The 15,466-nt window shown below is 57.9% G+C and carries 15 protein-coding genes and 2 pseudogenes; 12 read left to right on the top strand and 5 right to left on the bottom strand.

The features are described 5' to 3' along the window. Nucleotides 1-32: 32 nt before the first annotated feature. Both ACR0BK_RS14825 and ACR0BK_RS14830 read right to left on the bottom strand, forming a co-directional pair. Nucleotides 33-1,661, bottom strand: coding sequence for a peptide ABC transporter substrate-binding protein (locus ACR0BK_RS14825; RefSeq protein ID WP_480478071.1), 1,629 nt, complete (start codon nucleotides 1,659-1,661; stop codon nucleotides 33-35). Between the two features lie 616 nt (nucleotides 1,662-2,277). Beyond that, a pseudogene (locus ACR0BK_RS14830) lies at nucleotides 2,278-2,462 on the bottom strand (DDE-type integrase/transposase/recombinase); the annotation flags it as partial. 106 nt (nucleotides 2,463-2,568) lie between these two features. Here ACR0BK_RS14830 and ACR0BK_RS14835 point away from each other — a divergent pair. The 5 genes and pseudogenes from ACR0BK_RS14835 to ACR0BK_RS14855 all read left to right on the top strand — a co-directional run. Continuing rightward, nucleotides 2,569-2,751, top strand: a pseudogene (locus ACR0BK_RS14835) (DDE-type integrase/transposase/recombinase); the annotation flags it as partial. Between the two features lie 98 nt (nucleotides 2,752-2,849). Further along, complete coding sequence (locus ACR0BK_RS14840; RefSeq protein ID WP_480520692.1) at nucleotides 2,850-3,074, top strand: SUMF1/EgtB/PvdO family nonheme iron enzyme; 225 nt, start codon at nucleotides 2,850-2,852, stop codon at nucleotides 3,072-3,074. Then, nucleotides 3,074-3,565, top strand: coding sequence for a formylglycine-generating enzyme family protein (locus ACR0BK_RS14845; RefSeq protein WP_480555213.1), 492 nt, complete (start codon nucleotides 3,074-3,076; stop codon nucleotides 3,563-3,565). Before ACR0BK_RS14840 ends, ACR0BK_RS14845 begins: the two co-directional genes overlap by 1 nt. Nucleotides 3,566-3,945: 380 nt before the next feature. After that, on the top strand, nucleotides 3,946-4,524 hold the full coding sequence (locus tag ACR0BK_RS14850) for a helix-turn-helix domain-containing protein (RefSeq protein WP_480555215.1): 579 nt from the start codon (nucleotides 3,946-3,948) through the stop codon (nucleotides 4,522-4,524). 119 nt (nucleotides 4,525-4,643) lie between these two features. Next, nucleotides 4,644-5,534 carry a LysR substrate-binding domain-containing protein gene (locus ACR0BK_RS14855; RefSeq protein WP_480520636.1) on the top strand — a complete coding sequence of 297 codons (891 nt, stop codon included), beginning with the start codon at nucleotides 4,644-4,646 and terminating at the stop codon, nucleotides 5,532-5,534. Here ACR0BK_RS14855 and ACR0BK_RS14860 read toward each other — a convergent pair. From ACR0BK_RS14860 to ACR0BK_RS14870, 3 genes are read right to left on the bottom strand one after another with little or no spacing between them, the layout of a single operon-like run. Next, nucleotides 5,521-6,093 carry a thiamine pyrophosphate-dependent enzyme gene (locus ACR0BK_RS14860; protein WP_480520638.1) on the bottom strand — a complete coding sequence of 191 codons (573 nt, stop codon included), beginning with the start codon at nucleotides 6,091-6,093 and terminating at the stop codon, nucleotides 5,521-5,523. The genes ACR0BK_RS14855 and ACR0BK_RS14860 overlap by 14 nt on opposite strands. Further along, a complete protein-coding gene (locus tag ACR0BK_RS14865; protein ID WP_480477985.1) occupies nucleotides 6,090-6,638 on the bottom strand; it encodes a decarboxylase in 549 nt (182 codons plus the stop codon). Before ACR0BK_RS14865 ends, ACR0BK_RS14860 begins: the two co-directional genes overlap by 4 nt. Continuing rightward, nucleotides 6,638-7,732: a pyridoxal phosphate-dependent aminotransferase gene (locus tag ACR0BK_RS14870; RefSeq protein ID WP_480555217.1), complete on the bottom strand. Its 1,095-nt coding sequence runs from the start codon at nucleotides 7,730-7,732 to the stop codon at nucleotides 6,638-6,640. Before ACR0BK_RS14870 ends, ACR0BK_RS14865 begins: the two co-directional genes overlap by 1 nt. A 129-nt stretch (nucleotides 7,733-7,861) precedes the next feature. On the opposite strand from ACR0BK_RS14870, the gene ACR0BK_RS14875 reads away from it, so the two are divergent. Genes ACR0BK_RS14875 through ACR0BK_RS14905 form a run of 7 tightly spaced genes read left to right on the top strand, consistent with a single transcriptional unit; the run spans nucleotide 7,862 to nucleotide 15,465 of the window. Further along, nucleotides 7,862-8,884 carry a succinylglutamate desuccinylase/aspartoacylase family protein gene (locus tag ACR0BK_RS14875; RefSeq protein WP_480555219.1) on the top strand — a complete coding sequence of 341 codons (1,023 nt, stop codon included), beginning with the start codon at nucleotides 7,862-7,864 and terminating at the stop codon, nucleotides 8,882-8,884. Then, nucleotides 8,885-10,345 (top strand): aldehyde dehydrogenase, encoded by a 1,461-nt coding sequence (locus ACR0BK_RS14880; RefSeq protein ID WP_480520644.1) that lies wholly within the window; start codon nucleotides 8,885-8,887, stop codon nucleotides 10,343-10,345. It begins immediately after the preceding gene. Between the two features lie 24 nt (nucleotides 10,346-10,369). Next, on the top strand, nucleotides 10,370-11,740 hold the full coding sequence (locus ACR0BK_RS14885; protein WP_480555220.1) for a Rieske 2Fe-2S domain-containing protein: 1,371 nt from the start codon (nucleotides 10,370-10,372) through the stop codon (nucleotides 11,738-11,740). Next, nucleotides 11,737-12,369: a hypothetical protein gene (locus ACR0BK_RS14890; protein ID WP_480520648.1), complete on the top strand. Its 633-nt coding sequence runs from the start codon at nucleotides 11,737-11,739 to the stop codon at nucleotides 12,367-12,369. Before ACR0BK_RS14885 ends, ACR0BK_RS14890 begins: the two co-directional genes overlap by 4 nt. After that, a complete protein-coding gene (locus tag ACR0BK_RS14895; RefSeq protein ID WP_480555221.1) occupies nucleotides 12,369-12,995 on the top strand; it encodes a hypothetical protein in 627 nt (208 codons plus the stop codon). The genes ACR0BK_RS14890 and ACR0BK_RS14895 overlap by 1 nt, the downstream gene beginning before the upstream one ends. Next, nucleotides 12,995-14,185, top strand: a complete 1,191-nt coding sequence (locus tag ACR0BK_RS14900; protein WP_480555222.1) for a YlbE family protein — start codon at nucleotides 12,995-12,997, stop codon at nucleotides 14,183-14,185. The genes ACR0BK_RS14895 and ACR0BK_RS14900 overlap by 1 nt, the downstream gene beginning before the upstream one ends. After that, nucleotides 14,182-15,465: an amidase gene (locus tag ACR0BK_RS14905; RefSeq protein WP_480555223.1), complete on the top strand. Its 1,284-nt coding sequence runs from the start codon at nucleotides 14,182-14,184 to the stop codon at nucleotides 15,463-15,465. Before ACR0BK_RS14900 ends, ACR0BK_RS14905 begins: the two co-directional genes overlap by 4 nt. Nucleotide 15,466: the final 1 nt, after the last annotated feature.

The raw sequence follows: 15,466 nt of genomic DNA on the forward strand, positions 1-15,466 counted from the left end.
AAACTTCGGGGCAGGTCATGGTCAGAAGATGATTACTCGGCGATTTTGTAGAGGTTCTTGGAATACCAGTTTTGCTCTACGTTTTTGACCGGCCAGTTTCCGACATCGCTGTCCATCATGTAGACACCAGCATAGTGATAGATCGGGATAACGGGGGTTTCCTGAGCGATAATACGCTCGACCTCGGTGTACAGCGGTGCCGGATCGTCCGAAGTTTTGGCTTCGGCCAACAACTCGTCCACACGGGCATTGTTATACTTGCCGTCGTTGTAGCCCGAATCCGACTGCAACAGGTCAAGGAAGGTTGAGGCTTCGTTATAATCGCCACACCACGCGCCGCGGGCCAGATCAAAGTTCTGGTTGCCCCGCTCTTCCAGGAAGACTTTCCATTCCATGTTGGCCAGTTCAACATTGGCGCCCAGTTTTTGCTTCCACATCTGACTCAGCGCGACAGCAACTTTCTTGTGGGCTTCCGAAGTGTTGTAGACCATCGAGAAGGTCAAAGGGTTATCCGCACCAAAGCCGGCCTCGGCCAACAGTTCCTTGGCCAGCTCATCGCGCTCGGCCTGGCTCATTGACGCCATTTCAACGACCGGAACCGTAAAGCCTGCGGTTGCTTCTGGCACAAATGTATACGCGGGCGGCTCGCCACCGGCCTTGATGTTCTTGGTGATGATGTCCCGGTCAACGGCTAGCGACAGAGCCTGACGAACTTTGGGATCCTTGAATTCTTCAGGGCCGCTGTCAGACACGTTAAACGTGTAGTAATAGTTGCACAGGCGCGGGAAGCTGATTGCCTCGCCCGGATGCTCTTCTTGCAGACGCGGGAATTGACCGGCAGGAACTTCGGTCCGGTCCAGTTCACCGGCCAGATAGCGGGTCAGGGCTACGTTTTCATCATTGATGACCAGTGCCACAACCTTGTCGATGATGGTGTTGTCATTGTCCCAGTACATCTCGTTGCGCTCACGGACCGAACGTTCCTGCGGCAAGTGCTCGGTCAGAACATACGCGCCATTCGACACGATGTTTCCCGGTTTGGTCCATTCATCACCAAATTCCGCGATCACCTTCTGAGGTGCCGGGAAGGTTGTCGAATGCGTCGTCATCTGCGGGAAATACGGCAGCGGCGCGCTCAACGTGACTTCCAGGGTTGTGTCATCGATGGCTTTGACGCCCAGATCATCAATCGGCTTTTCGCCTGCGATGATTGCCGAAGCGTTTTCGATCGACATCAGCTCCATGAACCACGCGTAAGGAGAGGACAGTGCCGGATCAACTGCGCGTTTCCAAGCAAAAACGAAATCTCCGGCGGTTACCGGGTCGCCATTCGACCATTTCGCATTGTCGCGCAGTGTGAAGGTGTAAACCTTCTTGCTGTCATCGACGGTGTAACCTGTGGCAACGCCCGGAACCAGATTGCCATCCTCATCCTGGTTCATCAGCCCTTCAAACAGGTCACGTACAATTTCAGCACCGGAAACGTCTTCGACAACCTGCGGATCGACCGAGCTGTGCTCGTCCAGAATGCGGTAGGTAAAGGTCTGATCGTCCGCCAGCGCTTCGCCGGTTTCAGGATGCGTGCCAGCGGCAAACGCGGCACCTGTGATCATGGTCGACGACAAAAGCCCCGCCACTGAGTTCCGAATGTATCTGTTCATGATTTCTCTCCCATAAGTTCGTCGCTGCGCGGCCCCACTTGATCGGGGTCGCACGCAGCAGCCGGATTAGACCGACGCCCGCTGAGACTTCGTTCATTTCGATTTTGATTTTGCCAATTCGCAAGGAACACTGCGTCGCAGCTTTCTTGGTTTCTGTCGGTAAAGAAGTTGCGAAAGTTGTCTTTCGCTGCCGCAAACCGTGACATCTTTTGGCTCTGGGATAAAGCCTTGATGAAATTTCAAGCAACCATAAGCAGAAATATCCCCAACGACCTGTCGCTGGCAATTTTCTGAGGATCGGCCCGGTTTTCGTGACATTTTCGTGAAGCCACGCGGGTTCCGAACGATCCCTCGTGCCCGAATGGCAACCGCATCCCGGTCTCCGACAAACCAAAACGGCGCGAATCAGTGGCGACGTTTTAACAATCCTGCAATCCGTTACCCGTCACGCGTGGTTTAGAATATCACCGGTCAGAACGTTGAGCTTTGCAAGCCCCTCTCGCAAGTGGTCTTCCGGCAGGGCAGAGCTGAACCGAAAATGGCTTTCGACCCCTAACCGTGTGGGATGTGTCGCAAATTTTTGGGACGGCCAGAGTAAGCGACTTACTGGATATACTTATCCTGCTATCTTGGCGAAAAGCTGAAAGCCGGAAGTCGTATCGCCTGAGAATGCCGCTTCCGTATCATGTTGGCGACCTCGATACCGTCCAAAGTCGCCGATGCGGATCTGAATGATTTGAAACTGCACATGTGTCGTACGCGACGCTTAATAAGCCGATGATCCTGTTCGATCAGGTTATTATCCGGCATGAATGATCGCGACGCTTCAATCGGAGGTTCCGAAGACTTCAATGTGGTTTATTATTGAACCACCGGGATTGGGGCGTTGGGAGCACGAATGGCGGATAACAATATCGTGGAACAGGACCACCGTTTCATCAAGAGACGCACGCGGCCAATGATGGGGTTCAAGGCCTTCGCTTCAGCGGCGGCAACGCTCGACGGAATCGAAGCGTCGCATATGATCCACAAGGACCAATTCACACCCAGACTCTGTCCATTTCAGCAGTTCGCTGAGCTCGCCACCTGACTCATAAGCGATTGCTGAAACAACTCAGCGGGCTCAAATCTTTGCAACAGAACCATGATGATGCGCGCGTTTTCAAGGATTGCGTCCAATGCCCGGGCATGGTGCCTCTGCCTGGCGGAGAATACCATATGGGATCTCCAGACGGCGAAGCCGGTCGCGGCGTGGACGAAGGGCCGGTACATCTTGTCACAGTTCCGGATGGACTCTCGGTCAGCCAGTTCGAGATCACCTTTGATGACTGGCAATTCTGCCAGGATGCAGGCACCTGCACGCTTGACCCGGCGGATGTCGACTGGGGTCGAGGCGCAAGGCCCGTCATCTAGTGAGCTGGTATGACACTGCGCAATACCTAAGCTGGCTGACGGGGGTTTCCGGACATCTCTACCGGCTGCCGACCGAAGCCGAATGGGAGTATTTCGCCCGCGCTGCCACAACCACCCCCTATCATACAGGCACAGAATTACTGGCAACTGACGCAAACTGGGATATCAGAACAACCGCTGACCGGATCGCCAATACAACCGTGGCCAAGACCGTCCCGGTTGGGGAATATGCGCCAAACGCGTTCGGACTGCACGACATCCACGGCAATGTTTCCGAATGGGTGCAGGATTGCTATGACGAATCTGCCTATGCCGAATTCAGTGACTACCCAAAGCCTCGAACAGGAGAACAGGGTTGCCGCCGTGTTGCGAGAGGAGGAACCTCTCACTACTCAATGACCTACGCCAGATCCGCCAACCGATCTGCATTTGATCCCAACCTCAGATCGTTCGATGTAGGCTTTCGCGTAGTGCGCGATGACTCAGGATGATTCCGAACGCCGATCGAGCCGCATGATGAGTTCGCCCGTTTTTTCACCCGATCTGAAAATCGGGATCAGGACATGCGAACAGCGATAGAAAATGAGTACCCTTTCCGGTAGGGTTTGCGGTCATACACGGAGATTCCTAAGCAGCTTACCAACAGATTCTTTCGATGACCGTACTGGACGCACACATCAACAACGCTGCATTCTGCGACGCTGTTCTTGCACAGTTCGACGCCTGGGTTGAGGATGGTACGATTAAAACCTAAGCCAGAACGACCTTACAACTGACCCACAATTCCCCGCAGAACCGGGTCGGGAAAAGTTTGCGGCCATTCCTGCCAACCGCTATCAACATCCAGACAAGGATGAATGGCGATCGCTTGATGGTAAATAAAACGGATACTGAAAAAGAAGTCGGACAGACTCTGCAAAGGTTGCGGCAGGAGCGTAATCTGACGCTGGCGGATCTGGCCACCCGGGCGCAGATTTCAACCGCGATGATCAGCCGGATCGAAAACGGGCATGTATCCCCTTCACTTGGCACGTTGCAATCATTGGCGGATGCTTTGGACGTCGCGCTGATGGCGCTGTTTGCACATTCCGAAGTGGCAGCTGATGTGCATCATGTCAAAGCGGGCGACGGGTTGCCATCGCGGCGCATCACACAGGGCCACGCACATGATTACATGTTGCTGGGCAAACATGGCGGGCCCCGTGGCACGTTTCAGTCTGCCCATATCACCATCTCACGTGACCAGTCAGAAAGCCTGCCAAGCTATCAGCATGAAGGGTACGTCTTTCTCTATATGATCAGGGGCACGGCGGTCTATCGATGCGGGACCGAGGATTTTACGATGGCCGCCGGAGATACGCTGAGCTTTGACGCCAAGCTGCCTCATGGCTTTCATCAAATCCTGTCAAATGCGATTGAATTCATCACCGTTTCAACACGTCCGCAGTAAGCAGGCATCACATTCCGGCGGCATCGGGCCGTATAACCCACCGGAACCATTTCATATTCCTATATTATGTGAAACTATGAATAATCCGACCGTAAATCTCAATCAGGCCTAGTCCCCGCATGAAGATCACTTTCAAACAGGTTGACGCTTTTCGAACCGTGGTTTCGACCGGAACCGTGACCGAGGCGGCGGCGATGCTGGGTATCTCGCAGCCCGCGGTCAGTCGCCTGATTTCGGACTTTGAGGCCGAAGTTGGATTTCGGTTGTTTCAACGCTCGGGCCGGGTGCTGGTGCCCACGGATGAGGCCCGTCTGCTGGTGGAAGAGGTGCGGCAGGCCGTCAGCGGCATGGAACACATCAAGGAATCTGCGACTGCCATCGGGAAATTCGGCCACGCGCGGCTTAGCCTTGTGATCACCCCGGGGGTGTCGTCCCAACTGGCCCCCGATCTGATTCAGGAATTCGCCGCCACCTGGCCGCAGGCCATGGCCCGGATGGAAATCGCGCCCAGCGACGATGCGGTCGAATGGATGGTCTCGCAGAATTACGATTTCGGGGTCACGACGACCGAACCCGCCAACCCGTCCTTTGATAGTCTGGTTATCCGGAACAGCGATGTGTGCTGCGTCGTTCCAACTGGTCACCCTCTGGCCGGGAAAACCCTTGTACAGGCGCAGGATCTGGCTGGTGAGAATTTTATCTCATACATGCCTTCCTCGCGGTTCCGGTTCGAGATGGATCAGTTTTTCGAGGCAAAAGGCATTCAACGGCAGATGCAGTATGAGACGCGCACTACCGACGCAGTATGCCGTCTTGTTGCGCGTGGGTTGGGCGTCTCGGTTGTCGGGGCCAGCCTGGATTACCTCAGAACAATTCCTGACTGTGTCGCCCTGCCCTTTGCGGCACCTCTGACCTTTCGGGCAGTTCTGTTCTGGTCCAAAAACAAGCCCCTGTCTGCCGTCGGGCAATCCTTTCTAAAGATCGTGCAATCTCAGATCAACGGCGATTAAGCGCCTCGCGGAAACTGGCACGCGCCTGTGCGCTGTGAATATAGGCGTAGTCCTGCGGATAAGGAGCACCTGCCGTCAATTCCATCGAAACAAACTGTGGGCCGGTGGATGACAGCACCTGCGGCAGCGCCGCGGAAAACTGATCCAGCGTGGTAAATCGCTGCACTCCGGCATAACCGGCGGCCCATGCCATAGCAGTAAAATCCACTTTGTCCGCGCCGGGCAAAGGGTGCGACCCGTTCACCTCATAGACGCGGTTGGCCGAAAGGAAATGGTAAAGGTTTGTCACTCCCGCATTGGCAATCGTCACCAAAGTTCCCAGATTCATCAGCAGGCTGCCGTCGCCATCCAGCACGATCACACGCCGATCAGGATTGGCCAGTGCCAGACCCAAACCATGAGAGGATGCCTGCCCCATCGCTCCTACAGCCACGTAGTTCAGATCGCGCGGGTTCAGGGCAAGCCAGTCGAAACAGTTCTGATACACGGCGACCACGATGTCCTCCTCGCGGACATGAGGGATCAGGGCTTTCAACGCGGCATCGCGGTGCATTGTCATGGCGCCTCCGGTGCGCGGCCAATCAGGAAAATATGAGGTCTTGAGGCCGCATAGGCCGCTTCGATCGCCTGCGGGATATGGTCTTCATCTCCCGGTTCCTCGATCAGGGAATGTGACAGCTCCATAGCGTCCAGCACCGGCCGGACGATCCGCACCCCGTAAGAGGCTGACTGATCCGGGTGCATATGTGGCTCCTTGCCTTGCAGTCCAACCATCATGACCACCGGCAGTTCATAGTCGACGCCAATGGCCCGGATCGCATTCAGGGAATCCATCAACCCGGTTTGCTGCATCATCAAGACCGCCCGCGTACCGTTGTATGACATCGCCCCGCAAATACTGACGCCCTCATCTTCTTTACAGATACGGGTCAGGCGAAATACGGGATCGCGTGAGATCGGCCAGAGAAGTCCATCACTGGTAACAATATCCGGCAGCGCAACTATTTCACGAACACCCGCCACCTTGATTGCGGCTATGATTGCGGCGCCGGATGGATGCGCGACCTGCGGAGCATCTTCTGCTGGTTGAGGGGACGCGACCATCAGGCACCTCCGGCCAGAAACGCAGCGATCCCGTCCCGTGCCGCCTGCAATTCATGGCGGTGGCCAATGGTAATGCGGATATAGTCGCGATAGGCGGGCGAGGCGAACCGGCGGACGGCAACGCCGCGCTGCCGCAAGAACCGATCCACCGCTTCGGCAGATTTCCTGGGATCTGGAAACTGAACCAGCACAAAGTTGGTCTGGCTTGGAACCACATACAGGCCCAGTTCCGTTAGTGCGGTCGAAAGCCATTTTCGATTATTCAGGTTGGTCTCTCGCACAAAACGGGTGTGCACAGTGTCTTCCAGTGCTGCAACTGCTGCCGCAACCGAAGAAGACGCCACGGGAAAGGTCAGACTGATCCGGCGCACGCTGTCGACCACATCCTCAGGCCCGAACATCCAGCCGACGCGTGCGCCCGCCAGTCCGAAAATCTTTGAAAACGTCCGGCACATGACAACATTGTCCGCAGCCTCCACCTGCTTGTGCGCAGGCTCATAATCCGCCGCATCGACATATTCCTCGTAGGCGGCATCAATGATCAGAAGCACATTTTCAGGCAACGCAGCATGAAGACGGCACAGCTCTGATCCGTTCAGATATGTACCTGCCGGGTTTTCGGGATTGGCAAGGTAAACGATCCGGGTACGTTTAGTCACCGCCTCGATCATTCGGTCGACTGAGGGTTTGAAGGCATCGTCCGCGACCGACACCACCTCGGCGTCATTGGCATAGGCGTAGTTCGGTACTTTGAGATAGCCGTTTGCGCTGCGGATCAACTCGGTGCCCTGCCCCAGATAGGCGCGGGCCAGGCGGGCCAGCAGATCGTCCGATCCCTGCCCGGTGGTGATCCGTGCGGCGTCCAGCCCAAATTTCTCGGCGATTGCTGGGGCCAGAATGTGATCGGGGTTTTCAACATAGCGTTCGACACTGCTGATGGCCGCACAGGCGGCGGAGCGGGCCGTCGGGCTGGGACCAAACACACTTTCATTCGAGTTCAGAAGGATCGCAGGCGGCGGAACGTCCATGGACGCCGCACCCATCATATGAGGTTTGATCCTGTCTATTCCAGCTTTAGCACGGGCTATGACCATCCAAATCCTCCGGCGCCGCCATTGACGGCAATGGCAATTTCATACATATATCACACAACATATAATTTTAGACAATTCACTTTCAAAAAAATTATGTTATGAAAGTCGCAGCCCAGTAGAAGAACCCGGATGACCGACACGCTTTCACCCCAACCCAGCAGGCTTCACCTGACCATTAATCTGGATGCGCCGGGTCGGCAGGTTGGCGATCTTATGCTGAAATGGTCCGACAATACCGTACCGCTGGGATACCATCCCATCCCGATCATCAGCCTGCGGGGCAAACCGGGGCCGTCTGTCCTGATTCTGGGCGGCACACATGGGGACGAATTCGAAGGGCCCTCAGCAATCCTGCGTCTGGCGGAACGGCTGAACCCTGCCGAACTCTCCGGGCAGGTGATCCTGCTCCCGGCCCTGAACGCGCCCGCCTTTCAGGCTTCGTCGCGGGTTTCGCCATTGGATGGTCAGAACCTGAACCGCGCTTTTCCGGGCGATGCGGATGGTGGCCCGACGGCCATGCTGGCGCATTTTGTCGAAACCGTACTGCTGCACCGCGTTGACGCAGCCATAGACCTGCACTCAGGTGGTAAGGCGTCCGTTTTCGATCCTTGCGCACTGGCGGCAAGGGGGGATGACACAGACCTGACCGCAGCCAACATGGATTTGGCCCGCGCCTTTGGGCTTCCGCTGATCTGGGTACTGGGCGTGCATAACGACAACCGCTCGGTGAATGCTGCCGCTGCCCGCGCCGGAGTTCCGATGATCGCAGCAGAACTTAGTGGCGGAGGGGGTGTCGATCCTCATGCCACTGACCTTGCTGAAGCCGGGCTGATACGCTGCCTGAAACATCTGGGCATTCTGCCGGGCGGCTCTCCTGCCCCAGCACCGGCGCAATGTGTGGAAGTCGCCGATCCGCTGCATTCGATCCATGCGCCTGCGGATGGCCTGTTCGACCGCCGCTGCGCTGCCGGGCAACAGGTAATCAAAGGTGATCTGGCGGGTACTCTGCACTTTCCGACCGAACCGGAACGCGCAGCTGTCAAGCTTACCTTTCCCGCAACGGGCCATGTTCTGGCCCATGGCAATCGCGGCATTGTACGCCGGGGCGATTTGCTGGCGCTGGTTGCCCAACCCGTGCCCGAGGGACGTTGAATGAAAACCTGCTCTCCGTTCATTTCCGGTGCCTTTGTTGATTGGGATGGTGAAACCCTGCCCAGCGTCGACCCCGCCACTGGTCAGGTCTGGTGCAAGGTCGCCCGTTGCGACGCACAAACCGCCGATCAGGCTATCCGGGATGCCGATCATGCTTTCCGGAACGGGCCATGGGCAAAGTCGGGGCCGCCAGAGAGGTCGGATGCGCTCGACCGATTGGCAGACATCTTGGAAACCTGCTGGGAAGAGCTTGTAACGCCTGAAATCCGCGACAACGGAAAGCGCATAGCCGAGGTGCGCGGACAATTTTCCGGGCTGCACAGCTGGTTCAGGTATTTCGCGGCAGAGGCGCGCAAACTACAACCCGAACCGCAAGCCAACAACGTCCCAGGCGTGCAGAGCGTTGGGTACCATTTGCCCTATGGCGTCGTGGTCGCCATCACGCCATGGAACTCTCCGTTGATGATCCTTGCCTGGAAGCTGGCACCGGCATTGGCGGCGGGCAATACGGTGGTTGTGAAACCTTCTGAAATGGCCTCGGCCTCGACTCTGGAATTCGCACGGCTGGCGCACGAAGCAGGACTGCCGCCCGGGGTGTTAAACGTGGTCACCGGACTGGGTCACGAAGTGGGCGAGGCGTTGGTTCGTCACCCCCTGACGCGCAAGGTCACTTTTACCGGCTCGGATTTTGGCGGTCGTAAAGTGGCCGAGGCTGCCTCAGCCGGAGTAATCCCTGCGGTGCTGGAGCTGGGTGGAAAGTCTCCGCAGGTGGTCTTTGCCGACTGCGATCTGGACAATGTGGTCAACGGAATCCTGTCCGGCATCTTCCTGTCGAACGGTCAAACCTGCGTCGCCGGTTCAAGGCTGATTGTTGAGGCCGGGTTGAAAGACAAGCTGGTATCACGCCTGGTCGACCGGGCGCGAGCGCTTAGGATGGGTGACCCGATGGACCCAGACACTCAGATCGCACCACTGGCCAACGAGCCGCATCTGCGCAAGGTGACGGCGATGATCGAACGTGCCAAGGCCGATGGCGCAGCCTGCCTGCTGGATGGAACCGCTACGGCAGCGGGTCGGAACGGATTCCATATCGGGCCGACGGTGTTCGACAATGTAAGCCCCGACATGCAGCTTTGGCGTGAAGAAGTGTTCGGCCCGGTTCTTGCCGTAACCTCATTCACTACCGAAGACGAAGCCATCGCGCTGGCCAATGACAGCGACTATGGGCTGGCTGCAGGGGTGTGGACGACCGATGCCGACAAGGGCGCGCGTATCGCCGGGGCTATTGCGACAGGCACGGTCTACATCAACCACTATCGCAGCGTAGACCCTGCCAGCCCCATCGGCGGGATCAAGCTGTCGGGCTATGGGCGTGAACTTGGCCCGAACGCCATCAAGGATTTCTGTCAGGTCAAATCGATATGGACCGGCACCGCGCCAGTCCCCGATCCATTCCCCTGACCACCGATACGCACGGAGGATGCCATGAACGATCATTTCTCAACCCCCGAGGGCAATTTCCGCGGTCACGACCAGCAGAGCGTTTGGCAACAAGAGCCCGACCCGGAGCTGACTGAAGTCGGCCCCGGCACGCCATGCGGCGAATATCTGCGCCGGTTCTGGATGCCGGTGGCGATGACTGACCAGATCGGCGACCTGCCCTATCGTCTGCGCATTCTGGGCGAAGATCTGGTTCTGTTTCGCGAAAAAAAAGAAGGCAAGCTAGGCCTGACCCATCTGCATTGCTGCCACCGCAATATGAGCCTTGAGTTTGGCATTGTAGAGGAAGGCGGCATCAGGTGTTCCTATCACGGCTGGAAATACGGACTTGACGGCACCATCCTGGAAACCCCGTGTGAACCACCTGCCTCTCAGGTCAAGAAAAAGGCTTGCCTGGGGGCGTATCCGGTGATCGAATACAAAGGGTTGGCCTTTGCCTATATGGGTCCGGCCGTCGCGCAGCCCCCCTTCCCGGTCATGGATACCTTCGATGACGAAGGTGACGAGTTGGTGCCCTATCTCATCAAGTCCCCCTGCAACTGGCTGCAAGTGATGGAGAATGCCTGGGATCCGTTCCATGTGGTCTACCTGCACACTCTGGCTGTGCGGAGCCAGTTCATCGACGCCTTTGCCGAAATGCCGATGATCGAGTTTCACGAAAGCCAGACCGGCGATTTCTACACGAATGTCCGGCGTGTGGAGGATATCGTCTGGGTCCGCATCCATGATCATATGTTGCCCTCGTTCACCCAGAACGGCGGTCATTTCCCGGTGCCGGATGGGCCGCGCTATTTTGGACGCTGCGGGCTGTCGCGCTGGATCACTCCAATTGACGACACCAACACGATGGTCATCGCCTGGCGTCACTTCCGCGATGCGGCGGCGAATGACGATCCCAAGGGTCTGACTGATAAAAGCAAGGTGGGTTTTGGAATGACCGATTTCTACGGTCAGGATCCCGACCGACCGTATGAGATGCGGCAACGCGATCCGGGGGACTATGACGCCTGGGTCAGTCAGGGGCCCAAGAATATCCACGCCCGCGAAAACCTCAGCTTTACCGACCGGGGTGTCGCCAAGGCGCGTCGCCTGCTGCGCAACGCCATTCGCGCTCTGAAGAGTGGCGAAATACCGCCTCAACCCTCTGACAATTTCGCCGGCAAGGTGATACCGACATATGCTGGTGACACCATGCTGCGCATTCCATTGCAGGTGGGGCGGGACGAGGGGGCAGTACTCAAAGAGATCTCGCATCAGGTAGCTGAAATCTACAAATCCGGTGACCACCTGCAGGGTGAGGCTCGCAAGTCGTTCATCGTTGATGCGCTGAAAGAGTATGAAGCGAGCTGGTCATGACAGCGCGCATCCCCCATAACCCCGGCCGAGTGGACTGGTCCGGTGAAAACCCGGGCATCTATCTGAAACAGGACCCCGACCAGGATCACTATGACACGCTGGCGCTTTTCTTTCGGGTGGTTCTGTCACCTTATGGTCGTGGACACGCAGCACTGATCCTCGGGGCGCCCGATCAGGCGCAGGGCTGGCCGCGTGTGCCAAACCTGGTCATGACCGATAACCAGCGGATGATGCGCTGGATCGTCGATGGATGGGTGACAAAGATGCCGACCTTCATTGGCAAGGCGGGTCTCGGCGCGATGAGCTGGCTGGACTGCGACAGCGTCGAAAAGCGCCCCCGCGATCTGAAGTCCCGATACTCCGAAACCCTGCGCGGCTCGGGCGTTACGGTCGAGATGATCTGGCAGGACATGGGTCCACCAATGCCGGTAGAGGTGACCAAGGAGAACTCGGCTACTAAAGCGCATGAAATGTATTCGGTATTTTTGGAGGCCAAGGCGGCGCAGGTTGTCATCAACGGCACCCGCCTGCCCGGTCAGGTCGCTAGCCGCCAGTTCTTTGGCCGCACCATGTCGACGGCCTTCCTCGCCTTCTCGGAAACCTGGGTAACCCCGCAGGAAGATCTGTGATGCCTTTGAACGAACCTATCACACCCGGCATCGTCGACTGGACAGGCGAAAACCCGGGCATCCTGCTCAAAGACGACATTGACAACTTCTCAGCCATGGCGCTGTTCTTTCGCGTGGCCTGGTCTCCGGTCGGTCAGGGTCAGGTGCTCTTGCTTTACGGAACCCCGGATCAGGTGGACGGACCACCTGAGGCTCCGAACGTAATCCTCAGCGACAATCCTGATCTCACGGCTTTTCTGAAGACCAACTTCATCAGCAAACTGGCCGCCTTCGCCAACGCCCCTGCTTTCGCCACCCTGCCCGAGATTGGCGCGCAGGTCGTGCGTTCTTCAGGCGATCCGATGAGCCATCGTTATACCGAGACCATCGTAGGCGAGAATCTGACCGTTGAGCTGGTCTGGGAAGGGTTCGAACCACCCCGCGCGCTGGAACTGTCTCCGCACGAAGTCGCGTCAGGCGAACAGAACATGTTCTCGCTGCTGGTGCCTGCCCATTCGGCGCAGATCATCGTCAATGGCCATGCTTTGCCGGGCAAACTGGGTACACGGGTACAAGCCGGGTATGAGACGACGACAGCATTCCTGTATTTCTCGGAAACATGGATCATCCCGCCGGAGGACACGTGATGCTGCACGCCGCAGATCAACTGGCATTCGACAAGGCGATGGTGACCCAACCGGTCTGGAACCGGTTCAATACCGCGTCAGATGCGCTGGGTTTGGACGAGAACGTTCTGCTGCACGCAGGCCCCGCTTTTGCCAGCCCCGATCAGATTGCTGCACCGATCCTGAACTCAGCCTGCGTCGCTGCCGTCTGGCAGGGACTTGCGAGGAATTTCGATCAGGCCGAAGCAATGATCAACGCAGGTGAAATCCTCCTGAAACCCGCACAGGATCATGATGTGGTGACGCCGCTGGCCACCGTGGTCTCGGCGGATATGCCGCTGCACACGGTCTATGACGCGTGGCGCGGGCGGCAGCAGGTTTATGCGCCGATCAATGGGGGTAGCCGTCCGGCAATGCGGCTGGGGCTGCGGTCCGAGGCGGTGCTGGACCATATCCAATGGCTCAATACCCGGTTTCTAGACGTGCTGGAGAAAGGGATCGCTGAAGGGATTGCTCTGGTTCCGCTCGCTGTGATCGGCCTGATGGGAGGGGATGATTGCCACGGGCGTACACCAGTATCCGCGCAGGCGCTGATTGCCGAGCTCAAGGATCGCACGCCGGGCGGGATCACGGATGACGATGTGTTGGCCTTTATGGACAGCTCACCTTCGCTGTTTCTGAACCTGTGGATGGCGGCAACCAAATGTATGATGAAACTGGCCGAAGGGATTGACGGCTCCAGCTTCGTCACCGCGGCAGGCGGCAATGGGCGCGAAACAGGCATTCAGATCTCCGGTCTGCCGGGCCAGTGGTTCACAATCCCGGCCAGCCCGCCCAAAGGGACGTTTGAGGTAGACCTCTCACAGGAGCGGGCGCTTGGTGCTATCGGTGACAGCGCCGTCGTCGAAGCCTTCGGGTTGGGGGCCATGGCCATCGATCTGAGCCCGGAGCAGAAAAAGGGTCTGGGGGCTTATCTGCCCGAAGATGCGCAGGCACGCATGTCCGGCCTGTCGGTCGGGGCGCATCCCTATTTCCGCGCATTGGATGTTCAATTGGGAAGCACCGCGCGCGGCGCAGTAGAACAGGGTTCAGGGCCCGTGATCGGCCTGGGCATTCTTGACCGGCTGGGCGAAGCCGGACGCCTGGGCGGAGGCATCTATGACATGCCTGTCACGCCTTTTGCCGACGCCCTGAAAGCGCTGGAGGCATGACGCAGCTGAACCATCACTCCGCCCACGCACTGGCCGCAATGATCCGGGCTGGCGAGGTGAAGCCATCCGAAGTGATGGCGGATCATCTGGACCGGATCGAAAACCGTGAACCCGTCATCGGGGCTTTTCAGACCCTCGATGCCGAGCTTGCCATGGAACGTGCAAGGTCTGCCGACGCACTCCCCGTTGGCGGACCGCTCCATGGCGTGCCATTTGTGATCAAGGACATCATCGACACCGATGACATGCCGACCGGTTGGGGTAGTGACCTTTATTCGGATCGCCGCCCTGATCGGAACGCGACCTGTGTGCAGGCCTTTCTGGACGCAGGTGCCATTCCGATCGGCAAGACGGTTACCACCGAATTCGCCTATTTCCGACCCGGCAAGACTGCAAACCCGGCCAACCCGGCGCATACACCAGGTGGATCATCATCCGGTTCGGCCGCGGCTGTGGCTGATTTCATGGCCCCTTTGGGATTTGGATCTCAAACCGCGGCTTCGCTGATCCGCCCTGCCGCCTATTGCGGGGTCTGCGGCTTCAAGCCAACTACCGGACGCTACGATCTGACCGGTGTCATGGGTCTGTCCCAAAGCCTCGATACTTTGGGCGTTCTGGCACGCGATCCCCGCGACCTCGCGCTGAGCGATGCTGTACTACGCGGCACCGATCTGCTGCCCCCGACAGATTTCGACGAGGCCCTTCCCCGCATCAGTTTAATGCGGGGGCCCTATTGGCAAGATGGCTCGCTTGAGATGCGCGACACCTGCAATCGTGCCTTGTCCGCCCTTGACGCAATTGGGACCGATACTGGTGAAATCACCCATCCACCTGTCTTCACGGATCTGACACAAGCTCAAATCACCGTCATGGGGTACGAAGCCGCCCGTCTGCGTGCTGCTGAATACACCGTTGGCATGCCGGGCATTAGTCCACAGTTCCACGACCTTATTGCCGCTGGGTTGGATGTCAGCGACGCGGAATATCACGCAGCACTGGGGACACGGGACCGCGCAACAGCAATGCTGGATCAGTTGTTCCGGGACACGGACGCGTTGCTTGTGCCATCCGCCCCGGGCCCAGCACCGGAGGGACTGGGAGCCACCGGAAACCCTCTGTATTCGCGGATGTGGAACCTGTTGCAGGTGCCCTCGATCGCTTTGCCCTTTGGCGCGGATCAGAACGGGTTGCCACTGGGTTTTCAACTGATCGGTCGAAAAGGCGACGATACCAGGCTGCTGGATATTGCGCATTGGGCACACGGTGTTTTGGCGCAGTAGT

Source organism: Ruegeria sp. AF1 (genome assembly GCF_056542125.1).